At 64.0% G+C, this 17,843-nt stretch carries 13 protein-coding genes; 12 read left to right on the top strand and 1 reads right to left on the bottom strand.

The window, feature by feature from the left end:
- The first annotated feature begins 317 nt into the window (after positions 1–317).
- From HMPREF9440_RS06060 to glmS, 10 genes are all read left to right on the top strand, one after another.
- Complete coding sequence (locus HMPREF9440_RS06060; protein WP_008542489.1) at positions 318–584, top strand: helix-turn-helix transcriptional regulator; 267 nt, start codon at positions 318–320, stop codon at positions 582–584.
- Positions 585–1,201: 617 nt separating this feature from the next.
- The gene (locus HMPREF9440_RS06055) at positions 1,202–1,570 is read left to right on the top strand and encodes a hypothetical protein (RefSeq protein WP_008542485.1); all 369 of its coding nucleotides are present in this window, start codon (positions 1,202–1,204) and stop codon (positions 1,568–1,570) included.
- A gap of 13 nt (positions 1,571–1,583) precedes the next feature.
- Entirely contained in the window at positions 1,584–2,663 is a 1,080-nt protein-coding gene (locus tag HMPREF9440_RS10635; RefSeq protein WP_008542484.1) for a toprim domain-containing protein, read from the top strand.
- On the top strand, positions 2,660–4,585 hold the full coding sequence (locus HMPREF9440_RS06045) for a DUF927 domain-containing protein (protein ID WP_008542482.1): 1,926 nt from the start codon (positions 2,660–2,662) through the stop codon (positions 4,583–4,585). Before HMPREF9440_RS10635 ends, HMPREF9440_RS06045 begins: the two co-directional genes overlap by 4 nt.
- Positions 4,586–5,162: 577 nt before the next feature.
- Positions 5,163–5,573 (top strand): gamma-butyrobetaine hydroxylase family protein, encoded by a 411-nt coding sequence (locus HMPREF9440_RS06040; protein WP_040764169.1) that lies wholly within the window; start codon positions 5,163–5,165, stop codon positions 5,571–5,573.
- Positions 5,574–5,592: 19 nt separating this feature from the next.
- Positions 5,593–6,363 carry a bifunctional demethylmenaquinone methyltransferase/2-methoxy-6-polyprenyl-1,4-benzoquinol methylase UbiE gene (gene ubiE / locus HMPREF9440_RS06035; RefSeq protein WP_008542478.1) on the top strand — a complete coding sequence of 257 codons (771 nt, stop codon included), beginning with the start codon at positions 5,593–5,595 and terminating at the stop codon, positions 6,361–6,363.
- Between the two features lie 92 nt (positions 6,364–6,455).
- On the top strand, positions 6,456–7,409 hold the full coding sequence (locus tag HMPREF9440_RS06030) for a Tim44 domain-containing protein (protein WP_008542477.1): 954 nt from the start codon (positions 6,456–6,458) through the stop codon (positions 7,407–7,409).
- A gap of 262 nt (positions 7,410–7,671) precedes the next feature.
- Complete coding sequence (locus HMPREF9440_RS06025) at positions 7,672–9,150, top strand: high affinity choline transporter 1 (protein ID WP_008542476.1); 1,479 nt, start codon at positions 7,672–7,674, stop codon at positions 9,148–9,150.
- 94 nt (positions 9,151–9,244) lie between these two features.
- A complete protein-coding gene (glmU, locus tag HMPREF9440_RS06020) occupies positions 9,245–10,609 on the top strand; it encodes a bifunctional UDP-N-acetylglucosamine diphosphorylase/glucosamine-1-phosphate N-acetyltransferase GlmU (RefSeq protein ID WP_008542475.1) in 1,365 nt (454 codons plus the stop codon).
- Positions 10,610–10,640: 31 nt separating this feature from the next.
- Positions 10,641–12,470: a glutamine--fructose-6-phosphate transaminase (isomerizing) gene (gene glmS, locus HMPREF9440_RS06015; protein WP_008542474.1), complete on the top strand. Its 1,830-nt coding sequence runs from the start codon at positions 10,641–10,643 to the stop codon at positions 12,468–12,470.
- Positions 12,471–12,544: 74 nt separating this feature from the next.
- On the opposite strand, the gene HMPREF9440_RS06010 is transcribed toward glmS, so the two are convergent.
- The gene (locus tag HMPREF9440_RS06010; RefSeq protein ID WP_008542473.1) at positions 12,545–13,192 is read right to left on the bottom strand and encodes a MarC family NAAT transporter; all 648 of its coding nucleotides are present in this window, start codon (positions 13,190–13,192) and stop codon (positions 12,545–12,547) included.
- A gap of 226 nt (positions 13,193–13,418) precedes the next feature.
- On the opposite strand from HMPREF9440_RS06010, the gene HMPREF9440_RS06005 reads away from it, so the two are divergent.
- Together HMPREF9440_RS06005 and HMPREF9440_RS06000 are read left to right on the top strand one after the other, a co-directional pair.
- Positions 13,419–14,612 (top strand): efflux RND transporter periplasmic adaptor subunit, encoded by a 1,194-nt coding sequence (locus HMPREF9440_RS06005; RefSeq protein WP_008542472.1) that lies wholly within the window; start codon positions 13,419–13,421, stop codon positions 14,610–14,612.
- A 26-nt stretch (positions 14,613–14,638) separates the two neighbouring features.
- Positions 14,639–17,761, top strand: a complete 3,123-nt coding sequence (locus HMPREF9440_RS06000) for an efflux RND transporter permease subunit (RefSeq protein WP_008542471.1) — start codon at positions 14,639–14,641, stop codon at positions 17,759–17,761.
- The last annotated feature ends 82 nt before the right edge of the window (positions 17,762–17,843 follow it).

Genomic DNA, 17,843 nt, shown 5'->3' with positions numbered 1-17,843 from the left:
GAGCGATCAACGCCATAGTTCTGCCCCAAGTGAGCGAGGTCGGGCGGGGCAAAAAGCGACGTTTCCGGCTTCCTGAGAAGAAAAAATAAGCGTACTTGATTGGTTCCCAAAAATCGGGGTTGATGCTCAAAACAACTGAATATCTAGCAACGCCAAGAAAGGGGGTTCACCCTTTTTAGGGTTCTCAAAAGCCTAAACAGGGTTTGGGCTTTTGAAAGGGTGCACCCTTTTTCTTTGGTTTTCGTCGTGTCAATCTTTCTCCGACGGCCAAGGCAATCCCGCACCGGCCGAAAGGTCTTAATCCCATAGGAGGAAGTATGACCGACCACACCACTCTCCCCGCGTGGCTTCCCAGCGAACACGCCGAACGCCTTGAGGCCCTCCGCGCCTCGGATCCCGGGTTCATCCGACTCCCCCGCGTTGTCGCCCTCACCGGCCTCTCTAAGAGTACGGTTTGGGACCGCTCCCGGCTGGGCACGTTCCCGGCGCCCGTCAAAATCGGCGAACACGCTACCGCGTGGAAGAAAGCCGAGGTTCTCGCTTGGATGGAATCCCGTCCGTCGGCGTTGGGTTCCGTGGCCTGAGGTGACGGCTATGACTACCGTTCACCTCAACCAGCGCACCCGGACGGCCCGCAGCCCTTCGGCGTCCGCCTCACGCAGGCGCCCCGAGGCCCTCAGGTCAAAGCCCGTCCGCGCTCTTGCGCTTCTCGGCGCCGGTGCTCGAAAGACCAGATACGTTCTGGGCGAACCGAAAGCCCTCACATCGACGGCGCCCCGCATGACCGTTGGCACGAAAAAGGCCGCTTCCGGCGTTCACTCCCTCCAGTCGCCAAACTCTTCGGGAATGAAAGCCGCCCACGGCCTCGGGTCCGATCATACGGCGGAACATTGCGGCGCAGGCGCCGCGTGCGTTAAGATTCGCTCAGCCCGTCGCACGATGGGCCGCGATCTTGGCGGGTCGCTCGAACTTAGGCGGATGACCGCCGCGCTCTCCCTCTCTCGGGACGTGGCGTTTCTTTTTGGCGGTTGTCTTACTCATGGCCTTATTGCGCCCGCATGGCTTCGATTTTGCGGGTTGATGCCGTGCGGGCACCCTTCGGGGTGGCCTGTTCCTAAGTTCAGGTCCGCCAACCCGCACGGCGTCGCCCTCCCTCTTGGCGGAGGTGGGCGACTCTTCGAAAGCAACTTAGGAGCCAACCATGAGTAGCACCCTCAACGCGCCCGGTCGCGCGAACCCTCTCCCGTCCTCCCTCTTCGCATTCATTGCGCCTGAGGTCGCTGACCGCTATCCGTTGGTGAACCTCCTCAAGGCCGCCGAATCGGATGACCCCAAGGCCCTCGCCGGTGCTCAGGCCATTGAGGACTACATGAGCACCATGATCCAGCTGAGCGACGCGCTCGACGTGGACGCCGAAGCCCTGTCACTCCTCGACGAATACGGCGACGCGGCTGGTTCTAAGGCCGGTCTCTACGCGGACGTAAAGAAGGTCTCCAGTTCGATCAACCTGAAGTCCGGACTCCTCGTAGTCCTTGCGTTGGTCGCTGACCGGCTTCGGTCCGCACGCTGAGGAGGGAAACACCATGTTGAAGCATGAAAGCCTGCGCGAAAAGCGCCGGGGCCAAGACAAGGCCGCCCCTACTTTCGGCGCTCGTGCCTACTTCGGCACTCTTGCGGACGCTTGTGCCGCCGTCGGCGTCGCTCCCCGTCAACCCGTCGCCGGTCGCTGGGTTCTTGCGAATCTGAGCGACGACACGCACGGCCGGGGAGACGGCCGGATAAAGCTCTTTGCGGACGGCCGCGGCGGACTGGTCCAAAACTGGAAGACCGGGGATCTTGTCGGCTGGTTCGATGACTACGGGAGGAGCCTCACGCCCGCCGAACAGGCCGAACGCGAACGAATGGCCGAGGAAGCCCGTCGGGAGGCCGAAGAGGATGAACGCCGACGCCGTGAACGCGGCTTCTCTATCTGCGGCCTCATCCTAGGCGAAGCCGAAGCGGTCTCCTCGCATCCCTACCTAGAGCGCAAGCACGTCCAGCCGGACGGCGCCTTGTACGTCTTGGACGCCGACCGGATCAACGCGGTCTTGTCGCACTACCCCGAGGATGATGGACGTACTTACAGGCTCTTCAGCCCGAAGAGCGGGAAGCCGATGACCGGACCGGTTCTCATCGTGCCCATGAGCATCGGGATCGCCTCGACCGGCTTCGCACCCGTCTCACTTGAATTCATCGGAAGCGACGGCGGGAAGCTCTTTCTCCCGGGCGTACCTCGAAAGGGCGCGTACTGGCTTCCGCTGGACTTAAAGATCCGCTTGGAACTGCGTCAAACCCTGCCCGAACGCATCGGCGTCGCCGAAGGCGTGGCGACGGCCCTGAGCGTCTCCCAGCTGTGCCGCTTCCCGGTCGTGTCGGCTATGTGCGCTCAGAACATGACGGCGACGGCCGTGGCCCTGCGCGGAATGTGCCCGCGCGCCGATTTGGTCGTGCTTGGCGACTGTGACGGCGGTGCGGAACACGCAGAGCGGGCAGCCCGCCTGAGCGCTGGGCGGGTGCTCTTCCCTCAGTTCGATGACGCTCTCCGCGCTCAGTTCAAAGCGCTCACCGGTGGCGACAAGCCGACCGATTTCAACGATTTCTTTATTGCGAAGGGGGTTCTATGAGCAACCTGAAGACGAAAGAAAAAACCGCCCCGGGCGCGAAGCCCGAAGCGGCCAAAGGCATTGATTCGGCTCCCAGTGTAAGCCCGGCGGCGGCCGCGATCAATCTCGAAACCTTGTTTGAAAACAATCCTTGGACCGACATGGGCGACGGGACCCGGCGTTTTACGACGGACTACGGCAAAACCTTTTCGACCGGCCACGGCGGCGTGTTCCTCGTCGAAACTCGGGACGGGAAAGAGAGCCTCAAGCCTGTATGCGGGCCGCTTTGGGTCTCCGGCGACATTGAGAACGAGAAGGGCGAAGACCAGCGACGCGCGATCAAGTGGCGTGACCGGAATGGCCGCGAACATGAGCACGTTTTTCGCCGCGATGAGTTTTTAGACCCGAAAGCAGTGCTCCGCGTGTTGCTCTCGGGGGGCCTTCATATTGGTCAAGCCGTCACCGCTCAAGGTGGCTCAGAGATCCACAATTTTCTTTTGCAGTATCCGCAAGCCGAAAAGATTACGGGCGTTGACCGCCTCGGATGGTGGGACCTCGGCAAGTGCTTCGCGCTCCCCGGCGGCGTCGTGATCGGAGAGCCGCCCGAACCGATGCTCTTCACGGGCGACAGGGAAAGCGCACCGCGCTACGGCGAGAAAGGCACTCTTGAGGACTGGCGGCAGTCTGTCGGGACCGACGCGCGCAACTCTTGGCGGCTCATGTTCGCGTTGTGCGTCGGCGTGACGCCCCCGCTCATGCCGTTCTGCAAAGAAGAGAACGGAGGGTTTCACTTCTACGGACAGTCTTCCAAGGGGAAAAGCACCTTGGCGCGCGCCTTGTGCAGTCTGTGGGGCACCGCCGAAGACGGACAGGATAACGAAATGGGTGGTTGGGAAAACACCGCGAACGGCGTGGAAGCTTTCGCGGCCTCACACAATCAGTTTCCTATGGTCTTGGATGAGATTTCCCGCGCCGACCCCAACAAGGTGGTCGACCTGCTCTATAAGCTGGGGAACGGCCGCGGAAAGGGCCGCATGAATCGAAACCTCGGACTAGCCAAAACGCACGCTTGGCAAACCATGTTCCTCTCGACCGGAGAGCGTCGGACGGAAGAGCAGGCCGCGCTGGCAATCCGCAGGGCGCCCGTACAGGACGGCGCGTTGATTCGACTCGTCAACATTCCGGCGGTTGTCTCGGACGCCTTGGGCGTCTTCGATGAGTTGCCTGAAGGCTTGACCGTGGACGCACTGGCCGGACGAATCAACAAGGCCGCGAAAGCGGAAGCCTACGGCACCGCCGGACCGGCGTTCATCCGCGGCGTTATTGAAGAGGTTGCCAGTCTCGGAGGCGTTGAGGCCTTCAGAGAACGGCTTGAGCATGACCGGGCCGAATGGAAACGCAAGCACTGTGATTCGACGGATTCGAAAATTCTGCGTGTCGCAAGCCGCTTCGGTTTGGTCGCCGCCGCGGGGGAGTTGGCGATCATCCGCGGGGTTTTCCCGTGGGCGCCCGGCGACGCCAACAAGGCGGCCGCAGCTTGTTTTACCGCTTGGCTGGACAACTTCCAAACCGACGCCAAAAAAGAAGATGAAATTTTGGGGCGGTTGGATGACTTTGTACTTTCAAGCGCGGACCACTTCGACAAGGTGAGCGATACCCTCAAGGTCGAACACGTTTCCGGGCGCCCCCTGTACGGGTTCATCATCCCGGAAGGCGGCGAACATGCGGCGTACTTCATACCGTCCGAGTTTGGTCGGTGGTTCTGTGAGCCGTTGGGGATGAATCAGCGTGAAGTGTGCTCAGTGCTACTGAAGCGCGAGCGCCTGAAGGCGAACGACAAGAGGAGGGGCGTTCTCAAAGCCAAATCAGGCGAGCGCGTTCACCGGCTTGTGCCGCTTGGGCGCGCGGTTGTCGTGCTTGGCATACCTTTCCCGCAGGCCTGAAAACGGGGGCCGGGCTATGGATTCGACGTTGGTCCCCCTCCGTCCCCGCCCGTTCCCCACGCCTGAGAACCTTGGCTTACCTAGAGCCTCAGGCGGTCCCCCGATTCCCCTTGGTCCCCCTCAAAAAAACAGTACTTCAGGGTCAAGGGTGCTCCAAAATGAGGCCTTGAGAGAGGCTTACGAGGAGCGGGCGGCGATCATGGAATATGACGGCGGCTTGAGTCGGGAGGAAGCTGAACGCGAAGCGCGGCGACTCACGTGTTATGATGGTTGGTAGAAAAGTCCCTCCGGCAACAAGCCTCCGGAGGGCTTTTCTCTCTTCTAACCGTTTGTTTATTAGTGGACTGGTTAGAGGACTGGAGGAACCGGTTCCCTGAGAGGCCTGTAACTGTCGCATAGTTGCAATCCTGTCGTGGGACCAGGAACCCATTCAGAAAGGACGTGCGGCTCGTCGTCCCTCAAACCGACATGAAGGCTTGCCGAACAGACGGGCAGGCCTTTTTCTTTTTCCGCCGTACGTCCCCGACGTTCCCCGATGGAACGCCGCTCCACCATGGTCTTGAGAGAGGAGGACCGGATGAAGGTACCCGTCGAGATTCTGCTTCACAGCGAGCGCCGCACGCTCGAACTCGTCTACGAGGACGGCGTCCGTGCGGAATTCACGCACGAGTTTCTGCGCGTGAATTCGCCCTCCGCGGAGGTGCAGGGTCATTCGCCCGAAGAGGCGCAGCTTCAGGTGGGCAAGCGCGACGTCGCGATCGCCTCGATCGAACCCATCGGGAACTACGCCCTCAAGATCGGCTTCACCGACGGGCACGACACGGGTCTCTTCAGCTGGGACTACTTCGAGGAGCTCGCCCGCACGAAGGACGTGCGTTGGGAGACGTACCTCAAGGACCTCGCCGAGGCAGGCGCCTCCCGCGACCCGAACGATCCGGCCAACAAGCCCTTCGAACCGAAGCCCCGCACCCGCTGCGGCGGCCACTGATTTCCCATCCGAGCCCGACATGACCGACACGAACAAGCCCGAGCAGAAGGAAGAGCATCACCAGACCGACTTCGGTTTCCATCAGATCGACGAAGACCGCAAGGTCGACGAAGTGCGCCACGTCTTCGACAGCGTCGCCCCGAAGTACGACCTGATGAACGACCTGCTCAGCTTCGGGACGCACCGTCTCTGGAAGCGCCGCAGCATCCGCGAGGCGGACGTCCGTCAGGGCACGAAGCTCCTCGACATCGCGAGCGGCACGGGCGACCTCGCGATCGCGTTTGCGAAGCGCGCGGGCGCGGGAAACGTCACCGCGACCGACATCAACCGCGAGATGCTCACGATCGGGCAGAAGCGCCTGCGTCAGGCCGGCGTTCCCACGGCCTGCGTCGTCGCCGACGCCGAGGCGCTTCCCTTTGCGGACGATGCCTTCGACGTCGTCACGGTCTCCTTCGGGATCCGCAACATGACCCACAAGGACCGGGCTCTTCGCGAAATGCTCCGCGTGCTTCGTCCGGGCGGGCGTTTGCTCGTACTCGAATTCTCGCAGTGCGCCGGTTGGCTCAAACCTTTTTACGACTTTTACTCCTTCCGCTTCATGCCCTGGTTGGGGTCCAAAATCGCCGGGGACGCGGACTCCTACCGGTATTTGGCCGAGTCGATCCGCATGCATCCCGCGCAGGCGCCCTTTGCAAAGATGATGGAGGAGGCCGGGTTCACGGAAGTGACGTGGCACAATCTGACCTTCGGCATCTGTGCGCTTCACGTGGGTACCAAGCCCGACCTTTGAGGCGCTTTGCCGAAGCACTTCGCCCGCGCCGGGAAGAGGACCACTCCCGGCCGCCCACCGATTTTTCCCACCTGAATTTCCGTAGATTGACGATGAAGAATCTTCTCGCCGCTCTCCTTGTCTGCGCGACGCTCGCGGCCGCCCCCATGGACGCCGACGCCGCCCGCCGTTTCGGCGGCGGATCGAACCTCGGCCGCCCCGCGCCGACCTTCTCGCAGAAGGCTCCCGCCGCCGCGCCGAAGGCGCCCGCCGCGAAGCCCGGTGCGACGCAGAACCAGCCGCGTCAGGCGACGCCCGCGCAGCAGGCCCAGCGCCCCTCGATGATGAGGAGCATGCTCACCGGCCTCGCTGCCGCGCTCGGCATCACGGCGCTCCTCTCGATGCTCGGCATCAACGGCGCCGGCATGGTGAGCCTCGTCATGGGCCTCATCCTCGCGGCCGTGCTCTTCATGGCGCTTCGCGCCTTCCTCTCGCGCCGTGCGGCCCCCGCGGGCGCGCACCGTCCGGCCGGGCGCGGATCCGCCGAGGACGCGCAGATCTTCGAGCGCCGCGCCGAACCCGTCCGTCCCGAGCCCGTCCGCACGCAGGCGGCCGCCTCGGGGAGCGTGATGGATCAGTTCATGGGCGGCGGGTCCGCCCCTGCGGAAGAGTCGGGCGCCGTCGACGTGACGCCCGCCGACTTCGACCGCGAAGGGTTCCTCAAGGTCGCGCGCGAGAACTACGTCGCGCTCCAGAAGGCCTGGGACAGCGGCAACGTGCTCGAAATCTCCGACTTCACGACGCCCGACGTCTTCACGGCGGTGACGCATCAGCTGCGCGAGCGCGGCCACGTCACGCAACAGACGACCGTGGTCGAACTCTCGAACGAACTCCTCGGCATCGCGCAGGAGGGCGACGAGTACCTCGCGAGCGTGCGCTTCACGGGCGTTCTCGACGTGAGCGGCGAACGCGAAGAGCTCGACGAAACCTGGGTGTTGGCGAAACCCGTGCGCGGCGAAGGCGGCTGGCTTTTGTGCGCGATCCGCCAAAACGGGCTAGTCGCATAAATCAGACAGACCGACGGTCTCGAAAACACAGCAAAATCAAGGCGCCGGACCAAATCAGGCGCCTTTTTTGTCTTTTTGGTTTAGGAAGGGTTCCGGCCGAAACCGCCCCTCAAATTTGATATGGATGAAACTTTGGGACATTAAGGCCCCCGGGGGGTCAAAAAAGCGCGTCGGGGGGTCGTGAACCCCCCGTCGCACCCTACAATGCGCGCGAATAAACAAGGTTTTCCGTTCAACGTCGTTTTATAAGGACAATCGTGAGATGACGCTGACTGGTTTTGTTCTTCTCTACATGCTCGGCACCGTCGCCATCGGCGTCTTCGCCGCCACGCGTGTGAAGAATACGAACGACTTTGCGCTTGCAGGGCGCAGTCTTCCCCTCCCCATGGTCGTGACGGCCACGTTCGCGACCTGGTTCGGTTCCGAGACGATTTTGGGTTTGCCCGGCCGCTTCATCGAGAGCGGCATCGCCGGCGTCATCGAAGAGCCTTTCGGCTCGGGCATGGCGCTCATTCTCGTGGGCACCTTCTTCGCGCAGAAGCTCTATCGCCGCAACATCCTCACGATCGGCGACTACTACCGCGAACGCTACGGCAAGGGGATTGAGATTCTCTGCTCGATGTTCATCGTGCTCTCCTACCTCGGCTGGGTCGGGGCGCAGATCACCGCGCTCGGCCTCGTGATCAACCTGATCACGGAAGGCGCCGTGTCGATCACGACCGGCATGATCCTGGGCGCCGCGGTCGTGCTCTTCTACACGGTCGTGGGCGGCATGTGGAGCGTCGCGATCACCGACTTCGTCCAGATGATCATCATCGTGGGCGGGCTTCTTGCGATCCTCTTCTTCGCGAGCGACCTCGCGGGCGGGTTCGGTAACGTCGTCGACTATGCGCGTGAGCGCGACCTCTTCCACGCCTGGCCCGAACCCACGACGACCGGATGGCTCTTCTGGATTTCGGCCGCCATCACGATGATGATCGGCTCGATCCCGCAGCAGGACGTCTTCCAGCGCGTCATGTCCGCGAAGAACATGCAGACCGCGGTCGCGGGTCCGATCATCGGCGGGTGCGTCTACATCCTCTTTGCGTTCGTTCCGATGATGATCGTCGTCGCGTCGATCCTCGTCATGCCGGACGTCGCCCAGAAATTCCTCGCAGAAGATCCGCAGCAGCTTCTCCCGACGCTCGTGCGCGACTACATGCCGATGTGGCTGCGCGTGCTCTTCTTCGGCGCGGTGCTCTCCGCGGTGATGTCGACGGCGTCCGCGACGATGCTCGCCCCCTCGACCACCTTCGTCGAGAACGTGCTCTCGCACGTGATGGAGCTCAACGAAAAGAACCTCCTTCGCGTCATGCGCGTCACGCTCGCGGTCTTCGCCGCGGCGGTGCTCGCCTACTCGATCGCGTTCCAGGGTGCGGCCATCTACGACATGGTGGCGATGGCCTACCAGTTCCCGGTCGTCGGGGCCTTCTGGCCGCTCGTCTGCGGGCTCTACTGGCGCCGCGCGACGAAGACGGGCGCCTACGCGTCGATCGTCGTGGGCGGCATCGTCTGGACGGTGCTCACGGTGACGAGCCTCGGGGACGTCTTCCCGAGCGTGCTGGGCGGCTTCCTCGCCGCTGGGTTCGGCATGGCCGTGGGCTCGCTCGTCCCGACCGCCGCCAACCGCCGCGACTGGGCGATTCAGGCCGAAAAGGCCGCCGCGGAAGCCGAGACGCCGCTCGTGCCGCGCCTCGCCTGATAAAATTCGACACCGACGCTCGCAGGCGGGCCGCTCGCAGGGGCGGCCCGCCTCTATTTAAAATCCTCCGAACTCGATTCTGAGCCGGTACACCATGAACATCGTCATTCTCGCCGCAGGCATGGGCAAGCGCATGCGTTCACGCCTGCCCAAGGTTCTTCAGCCGATCGCCGGCCGTCCCATGCTGGACCACGTGCTCGACGCGACGGCTCCTTTTGCGGCGGGTTCGCCAAGGATCATCGTCGTCGGCCACGGCGCCGAAGCGGTCGAAGCCCGCTATGCGGACCGCACCGACGTGCGCTTCGCGCTCCAGTCGCCTCAGTTGGGCACGGGGCACGCGCTCATGCAGGCGGTGCCGTCGCTCGACAAGAACGATCCGGCGACCCTGGTCTGCCTGGGCGACGTGCCGCTTCTTTCGTCCGAAACCATCCGCCGCATGACCGAAGCGGCCGAAACGAACGAGATGGTGCTCCTCACGGTGGAGTTGGAGAACCCCACCGGGTACGGCCGCATCAAGCGCGCCGAAGGCCGTCCCTACGCGATCGTCGAAGAGAAGGACGCGACGGACGACGAGCGCCGCATCCGCGAAGTGAACACCGGGATCATGCTCCTTCCGACGGCGAGGCTCGAAGGCTGGCTCTCGTCCTTGACCAACACCAACGCCCAGGGCGAGTACTACCTCACCGACGTCCTCGCCTTGGCGGCCCACGAAGGCGTCTCGATCGCCGCCGTGCAGCCCGACCACGTTTGGGAGGTGGAAGGCGTCAATTCGAAGCCGCAGCTGGCGCGCCTGGAGCGCGTCTGGCAGCGCGTGCAGGCGGACCGCCTCATGGACGCGGGCGTGACGCTTCTGGACCCCGACCGCATCGACATTCGCGGGACGCTCACCTGCGGGCGCGACGTCGAGATCGACGTCGGCTGCGTCTTTGAAGGGAACGTCGTTTTGGCCGACGGCGTCAAGATCGGCGCCAACTGCGTGCTGAAGAACGTCGAGGTGGGCGAAGACACGGTGATTCTGCCCTTCTGCCACCTAGAAGGCGCCCGCGTGGGCGCCGCGGGCCGCATCGGCCCCTACAGCCGTCTGCGCCCGGGTGCGGAGCTCGCGGGCGGGAACCACATCGGCAACTTCGTCGAAGTGAAGAAGTCCGTCGTCGGCGAAGGCACCAAGATCAATCATCTCGCCTACGTGGGCGACGCCGACGTGGGCGCGCGCGTCAACATCGGCGCGGGCTGCATCACCTGCAACTACGACGGCGTGAACAAGTTCCGCACCGTGATCGGCGACGACGCCTTCATCGGGTCGGACACGCAGCTGATCGCCCCCGTCAAGGTGGGCGCGGGCGCGACCATCGGTGCGGGCACGACGCTGACGCGCGAAGCCCCCGAAGGCAAGCTCACCCTCTCGCGCGCCCGTCAGGTCACGATTGAGGGCTGGAAGCGCCCCGTCAAGAAGGCCTGAACCAGAATTCACGACAAAAGGAAGACCCAACATGTGCGGAATCGTCGCGGCCGCGGCCCGTAAGAACATCGTTCCCGTCCTGCTCGAAGGACTTCGCCGACTCGAATACCGCGGGTACGACTCCTGCGGCGTCGCCGTCGTCGACGAGGCGGGGCTGCGCCGCGCGCGAAGTGTCGCGCGCGTCGCGGAATTGACCGAACAGGTCGCGCACGAGCACCTCGCGGCGCCGACCGGCATCGCCCACACGCGCTGGGCGACGCACGGCGCGCCGGAGGTCGCCAACGCCCACCCGCACTTCTCCTGCGGCGAAATCGGGATCGTCCACAACGGGATCATCGAAAACTACGAAGAGCTCCGCAAGCCCCTTCTGGAAAAGGGCTACGTCTTCACGAGCCAGACCGACACCGAGGTGATCGCCCACCTCATCCACAGCCTCTACGAGGGGTGCCTCGTCGACGCCGTGAAGCGCGCGGCGGTGCTCATGCGCGGGAGCTACGGGCTCGCCGTCATCAGCAAGGCCGAACCCGACGTCGTGGTGCTCGCCCGTGCGGGCTCGCCCCTCGTCGTGGGCCTGGCGGAGGACGCCACCTACGGCGCCTCGGACGCGATGGCCTTGGCGGGCGTCACCGACCGCATCGTCTTCCTCGCCGAAGGCGACGTCGCCGAAATCCGTCCCGAAGGCTGCCGCGTCTGGGGGCGCGTTGGCGACGACTTCATCCCGGCCGAGCGCCCCGAACGGATCGTCCACGCCTACTCGGGCGCGGCGGACCTGGGGCTCTACCGCCACTACATGCAGAAGGAGATCTTCGAGCAGCCCCGCGCGATCGCGGACACGCTGGAAGGCGTCGCCGCCTTCACGCCCGCGCTCTTCGGCGCGGACGCCGAAGCGGTCTTCAAGGACGTGAAGCGCCTGCTCTTCATCGCCTGCGGCACGTCCTACTACGCCGCGCTCACCGCCAAATACTGGATCGAAGCGATCGCGGGGCTTCCCTGCGACGTCGAAATCGCGAGCGAATACCGCTACCGCACGAGCGTCGCGGACCCCGACACGCTGGTCGTCACGATCTCGCAGTCGGGCGAAACCGCCGACACGCTCTCGGCCCTTCGCCACGCGCGCGACGATCTCGGCATGACGAAGACCCTCACGGTCTGCAACGTCGCCACCTCGGCGATGGTGCGTGAGAGCCGCTTGGCCTACATCACGCGTGCGGGCGTGGAGATCGGCGTCGCGTCGACCAAGGCCTTCACGACGCAGCTGGTCTCGCTCTATCTCCTCGCGATGACCTTGGGCAAGATGCGCGGCCGCGTGACGGCGGAAGCCGAAGAGGACGCGATCCGGCGGCTTCGCCACATCCCGACGGCGTTGGGTGCGGTGTTGGCGCTGGAACCCCAGGTGATCGACTGGGCCGAGCGCTTTGCGCCCAAGCAGCACGCGCTCTTCCTCGGGCGCGGGCTTCACTACCCGATCGCGCTCGAGGGCGCTCTGAAGTTGAAGGAAATCAGCTACATCCACGCCGAAGCCTATCCGGCCGGGGAACTCAAGCACGGTCCCCTGGCGCTCGTCGACCGCGAAATGCCGGTCGTCACGGTGGCCCCGAACGACAAGCTTCTCGAAAAGCTCAAGTCGAACATGGCCGAAGTGCGCGCCCGCGGGGGTGAGCTCTACGTCTTCGCGGACGGCGACAGCGCGATCGAGTCCGCGGACGGCATGCACGTCATCCGCCTCCCCGAAAACTACGGGGACCTCTCGCCCGTGCTCCACGTCGTGCGGCTCCAGCTTCTCGCGTACCACACCGCGCTCGTGCGCGGCACCGACGTCGACAAGCCCCGCAACCTCGCGAAGAGCGTCACCGTCGAATAAGCCGATTCGGACCCCCGAAACGGAAAAAGCCTCCGCGCCGCCGCGGAGGCTTTTTCAATGTGGGGCCGGAAAAATCAGCTCCCCGCCATGAAGGTTCGGATGCCCGAACCCACGAACTGCACGCCGATGCAGATGAGGAGAAAGCCCATGAGCTTGCCCAGCACCAGCGTGCCCGAAGGCCCGAGGCGCTTCGTGATCACGTCGGAGTAGCGCATGACGAACCAGGAGACGCCGGCCGTCGCGCAGATGGCGAGCGCGGTCCACGCAAAGGCCACCGCCATGGCGACGTAGTCGGTGAGTTCGGCGATTTCGGTCGAGAAGCCGATCACGACGGCGATCGTCCCGGGGCCGGCGATGCCAGGCATCGCGATGGGGAAGAAGGCGTAGTCGTCCTTGTCGCGGCGCACGATCGGCGCCTTGTTGGGGGAGTTCCCGCCGAAGAGCATCTGGTAGCCGATCACCGCGACGACGAGGCCGCCCGCGATGCGCATCGCGCCGTAGGAGATCCCGAAGAAGGCGAGGAGGACGTTCCCTCCGATGAGGCTCACCAACATGATCGCCGCGGCGTAGACCCCGGCCATGTTGGCCTGCTGGCGCTGCCGCTCGGGACTCATCCCCTGGGTGAGGCTCACGAAGAGCGGAATCTTCGAAGGGGGATTCGTGATGACGAGGAGCGAGACGAGCGCGCCCAAGAAATACTGGAATTGGATGGCCTCAAGCATGGTGGCCGCCGTGAAAGGGTCCGGTGGATTGGGTTCGGAAGTCGGGCAACATGTGTCCAGATGTTGCCCAAGAGCCTTTTCCGGCGCATTCTATCGCACCTCTACGCCGAAATAAGGTGTTTGCCCGAGTACTTTGCAAGAAGTCTTTTGGCATAATGAACACCTGTTCAGAATGGCATGCCCATTCTCGGATCATGCTCAAGAAGACAACAATCAAAGGTAGTAAATGATCATGCTGTTACCGCGCAAAATGATGGTCGCCGCAGTCGCGTGCGCTCTCGGCGCGACCACGATGCTTTCGGGCTGCAAGGAGGACGCGGCTCAAGGCGCCGGCGCTGCGCGTCAGATGCCCCCCGCCCAGGTCAAGGTCATGACTCTTGCCGGTCAGGATTTTGCGTTGAGCACGGAGCTCAACGGCCGTACGAGCGCCTATCACGTCGCCGAAGTCCGCCCCCAGGTGAACGGCATTCTCCAGAAGCGCCTCTTCGAAGAGGGTTCGGAAGTGAAGGCTGGTCAGGCCCTCTACCAGATCGACCCCGCCACCTATGAGGCGAATCTGCAGAGCGCCCAGGCGACGCTCGCGCAGGCCGAAGCGGACCTCGTGCGCGCCAAGGCCGACGCGAAGCGCTCGGCCGAATTGGTGAAGGTCAACGCCGTCTCGAAGCAGTCGGACGACTCCGCGCAGGCCGCGCTGAAGACCGCCCAGGCCGCCGTGCTCTCCGCCCGCGCGGCCGTGACGACCGCCAAGATCAATCTCGACTACACGAAGGTGCGCTCGCCCATCAGCGGGCGCGTTTCGCGTTCGGAATTCACCGAAGGCGCGCTGCTCTCGGGCTACCAGACCCAGCAGCTCACCACCGTGCAGCAGTTGGACCCGATCTACGTCGACGTGACGCAGACCGCCGAAGACCTCATGCGCATCAAGCGCGACATCGCCTCGGGCGTTCTGAAGACCGACAAGGAAGGGAACGCCCCCGTCACGCTGAAGATGGCGGACGGTTCCGTCTACCAGCACGCCGGGAAGCTCACCTTCACGGACGCGCAGGTCGAAGAGAGCACCGGCATGGTGAAGCTCCGTGCGGTGTTTCCGAACCCCGAACGCGACCTTCTCCCCGGCATGTATGTCCGCGCGACGTTGGCCGAAGGGATCCGCCCGGATGCGGTGGTGCTCCACATGCAGTGCGTGATGCGCGACGAGCGCGGCAACGCCTACGTCTACGTCGTCACGCCCGAGAACAAGGTCGAACGCCGCAACGTCACCGTCACGCGTACGGAAGGCACGAAGTGGCTCGTCGACTCGGGTCTGAAGAGCGGCGAGCGCGTGATCTTCGAAGGCTTCCAACGCACGGCTCCCGGCGCGACCGTCGAACCCGTGGAAGTTCAGGAATCCGACCTTCCCGCAGCCAATCCGCTTTTCTGACCGGACCGCGACGGAGTTAGAAACTTATGTTCTCTCGCTTTTTCATTGACCGTCCGGTTTTCGCCTGGGTGATCGCGATCGTGATCATGCTGGCGGGCACGCTCTCGATTCTGAATCTCCCGGTGAGTCAGTATCCGATGATCGCGCCCCCGCAGGTCTCGATCTCGGCGACCTATCCGGGCGCGTCCGCGCAGACGATCGAAAACACCGTCACGCAGGTGATCGAACAGAACCTCACGGGTCTCGACGGGTACATGTACATGAACTCGACGTCGGACTCCTCGGGGCGCGTCTCGATCACGGTGACGTTTGAGGCCGGCACCGACCCCGACATGGCGCAGGTGCAGGTCCAGAACAAGATCCAGACGGCGATCTCGACGCTGCCGCAGGTCGTGCAGCAGCTGGGCGTCACGATTCAGAAGACGTCCGCGAGCTTCCTGATGGTCGTGGGCTTCATCTCGACCGACGGCCGCATGAACGCCGCCGACCTGAGCGACTTCCTGGTGTCGAACATCCAGGAACCGCTCTCCCGCGTCTACGGCGTGGGTGAGGCGGAAGTGTTCGGCGCGTCCTACGCGATGCGCGTCTGGCTCGATCCGGACAAGCTCGTCAAGTACAGCCTCGACACGGCGGACGTCGTTTCCGCGATCGAATCGCAGAACGTTCAGATCTCCTCGGGTGCGCTCGCCGCGCAGCCGACGGACGGGCGTCAGGAGTACACGGCGACGATCGCGTCGTCTAGCCTCCTGCAGACGCCTGAAGAGTTCGGCGAGATCCTGCTCAAAGTGACGCCCGAAGGTTCGAACGTGTACCTGCGCGACGTCGCGAAGATCGAGATCGGCCAGCAGACCTTCATGGCGACGGGCACCTACAACGGGATGCCGTCCTCGGGCATGGCGATCAAGCTCGCTTCGGGCGCGAACGCCCTGCAGACGCAGGAAAGCGTTCTCACCCGCCTCGAAGAACTCAAGCCCAACTTCCCCGAGGGCGTCGAAGTCGTGACGCCTTTCGACACGACCCCGTTCGTGCGCGCCGCGCTCCACGAAGTCGTGAAGACGCTTTTCGAAGCCATCGTGCTCGTCATCGTCGTGATGTACCTGTTCCTGCAGAACTGGCGCGCGACGATCATCCCGACCATCACCGTGCCGGTGGTGCTCTTGGGGACCTTCGCGATGCTCGAAGCCTCGGGCTTCTCCATCAACATGCTGACGATGTTCGCCATGGTTTTGGCCATCGGCCTATTGGTCGACGACGCGATCGTCGTTGTGGAGAACGTCGAGCGCGTGATGCGCGAAGACGGCTCGAACGCGTACGACGCGACCGTGAAGTCGATGGGCCAGATTCAGGGCGCGTTGGTCGGCATCGCGATGGTGCTTTCCGCCGTCTTCATCCCGATGGCCTTCTTTGGCGGGTCGACGGGCGTGATCTACCGTCAGTTCTCGGTGACGATCGTCTCCGCGATGGCGCTCTCGGTGCTGATCGCATTGACGCTCACGCCGTCGCTCTGCGCCAAGTACCTCCTTCCGGTCGACCATGAGGAGCACCACGGCAAGGCCGGGTTCTTCGGCTGGTTCAACCGCGGGTTCGACGCCTTCACGCACGCCGTGCGCGACCTCATCGAGCACACGATCAACCACAAGTGGGTCACGATGGCTTGCTACGTCGTGGTTCTGGGTCTCATGGGCCTCGGCTTCGTGAAGCTCCCGTCGGCCTTCATGCCGGCGGAAGACCAGGGCGCGATGATGCTCCAGATGCAGCTCCCTCAGGGGGCGACGATGGAGCGCACCGACCGTGAGCTCCAACGCGTGGAAAACTACGTCTGGAAGACCGAAGAGAACATCGTCGACTCGATCTTCACGGTCCGCGGGTTCTCGTTCGCCGGTACCGGTCAGAACATGGCCCTGGGCTTCGTGAAGCTCAAGGACTGGAGCGTCCGAACCGACGAAGCGTCCGGGATCGACGCGCTTCAGCGCCGCGTCATGGGCCCGCTCATGATGAGCCCCGAGTTCATGAACGCGAGCACCTTCCTCTTCCCGCTTCCGGCCGTGCCTGAACTGGGCGTCGCCGACGGCTTCGACTTCTTCATCCAGGACCTCTCCGGTCAGGGTCACGCGAAGCTGATGGAGGTGAGGAACGCCTTCCTCGCCGAAGCCGCCAAGGATCCGCGCCTCACGATGGTCCGCCACAACGGCATGGACGACACGGCGCAGATGAACCTCAACATCGACCGTCAGAAGCTCTCGGCCCTCGGTCTCTCGATCGCGAACGTCAACTCGACGATCTCGACCGCGCTGGGCGGCACGTACGTCAACGACTTCATGGACCGCGGCCGCATCAAGCAGGTCTGGGTGCAGGGTCAGATGGACAGCCGCATGCAGCCCAAGGACCTCGAACGCTGGCACGTGAAGAACGCCACGGGCGAAATGGTCCCGCTCTCGAGCTTCATGACGACCTCGTGGTCGTACGGTTCGCCCCGACTCGAACGCTTCAACGGTCTTGCCGCCGTCAACATCCAGGGCTCCCCCGCCGCGGGCGTGAGCTCGGGTGAGGCGATGGCCGCCGTCGAAGAGATCGCCGCGCGCGTCTTCCCGCACGGCTACGGCATCAGCTGGAACGGCGTTTCCTACCAGGAACGCGAAGCCGGCAGCAACGCCGCGCCGCTCTATGGGATTTCGCTCCTCGTGGTGTTCCTCTGCCTGGCGGCGCTCTATGAGTCCTGGTCGATTCCGGCCGCGGTGATCCTCGTGGTCCCGTGCGGCGTCGTGGGCGCCTTGGGCCTCACGTACGCGCTCGGCATGAACAACGACGTCTACTTCCAGGTGGGTCTCCTGACCACCGTCGGCCTCGTCTCGAAGAACGCGATTCTGATCGTGGAATTCGCGAAGGACCTGATGGCCGAGGGGGCGGACGCCGTGCATGCGGCGCTTGAAGCCGTGCGTCTGCGCCTGCGTCCGATTCTGATGACCTCGCTCGCGTTCGGTCTCGGCGTGCTTCCGCTCGCCATGGCCCACGGTGCGGGCTCGGGCGCGCAGAACGCGATCGGCGTGGGCGTCCTGGGCGGGATGATGACGGGGACCTTCCTCTGCATCGCCTTCGTCCCGGTCTTCTACGTGCTGATCGCCGGCATCGGCCGCAAGAAGAACGCCTGATAATCGACATCGGAGCCGCCCCTGAAAAAGGCGGCTCCCCGAAGAGACATGACTGAATCCCGGACCGGCTCCGCCGGTCCGG

It is taken from the genome of Sutterella parvirubra YIT 11816 (assembly GCF_000250875.1).
In the GTDB taxonomy this organism is placed as follows: Bacteria; Pseudomonadota; Gammaproteobacteria; order Burkholderiales; family Burkholderiaceae_F; genus Sutterella; species Sutterella parvirubra.
Note: the sequence above shows the minus strand (reverse complement) of the source record. Positions and strands in the feature narration are given on the sequence as shown.

What these genes read in the sequence shown, in the direction of transcription:
- HMPREF9440_RS06060 (WP_008542489.1), top strand. Translation starts at nt 318, where the DNA reads ATGACCGACCACACCACTCTCCCCGCGTGGCTTCCCAGCGAACACGCC.
- HMPREF9440_RS06055 (WP_008542485.1), top strand. Translation starts at nt 1,202, where the DNA reads ATGAGTAGCACCCTCAACGCGCCCGGTCGCGCGAACCCTCTCCCGTCC.
- HMPREF9440_RS10635 (WP_008542484.1), top strand. Translation starts at nt 1,584, where the DNA reads ATGTTGAAGCATGAAAGCCTGCGCGAAAAGCGCCGGGGCCAAGACAAG.
- HMPREF9440_RS06045 (WP_008542482.1), top strand. Translation starts at nt 2,660, where the DNA reads ATGAGCAACCTGAAGACGAAAGAAAAAACCGCCCCGGGCGCGAAGCCC.
- HMPREF9440_RS06040 (WP_040764169.1), top strand. Translation starts at nt 5,163, where the DNA reads ATGAAGGTACCCGTCGAGATTCTGCTTCACAGCGAGCGCCGCACGCTC.
- ubiE (WP_008542478.1), top strand. Translation starts at nt 5,593, where the DNA reads ATGACCGACACGAACAAGCCCGAGCAGAAGGAAGAGCATCACCAGACC.
- HMPREF9440_RS06030 (WP_008542477.1), top strand. Translation starts at nt 6,456, where the DNA reads ATGAAGAATCTTCTCGCCGCTCTCCTTGTCTGCGCGACGCTCGCGGCC.
- HMPREF9440_RS06025 (WP_008542476.1), top strand. Translation starts at nt 7,672, where the DNA reads ATGACGCTGACTGGTTTTGTTCTTCTCTACATGCTCGGCACCGTCGCC.
- glmU (WP_008542475.1), top strand. Translation starts at nt 9,245, where the DNA reads ATGAACATCGTCATTCTCGCCGCAGGCATGGGCAAGCGCATGCGTTCA.
- glmS (WP_008542474.1), top strand. Translation starts at nt 10,641, where the DNA reads ATGTGCGGAATCGTCGCGGCCGCGGCCCGTAAGAACATCGTTCCCGTC.
- HMPREF9440_RS06010 (WP_008542473.1), bottom strand. Translation starts at nt 13,192, where the DNA reads ATGCTTGAGGCCATCCAATTCCAGTATTTCTTGGGCGCGCTCGTCTCG.
- HMPREF9440_RS06005 (WP_008542472.1), top strand. Translation starts at nt 13,419, where the DNA reads ATGATCATGCTGTTACCGCGCAAAATGATGGTCGCCGCAGTCGCGTGC.
- HMPREF9440_RS06000 (WP_008542471.1), top strand. Translation starts at nt 14,639, where the DNA reads ATGTTCTCTCGCTTTTTCATTGACCGTCCGGTTTTCGCCTGGGTGATC.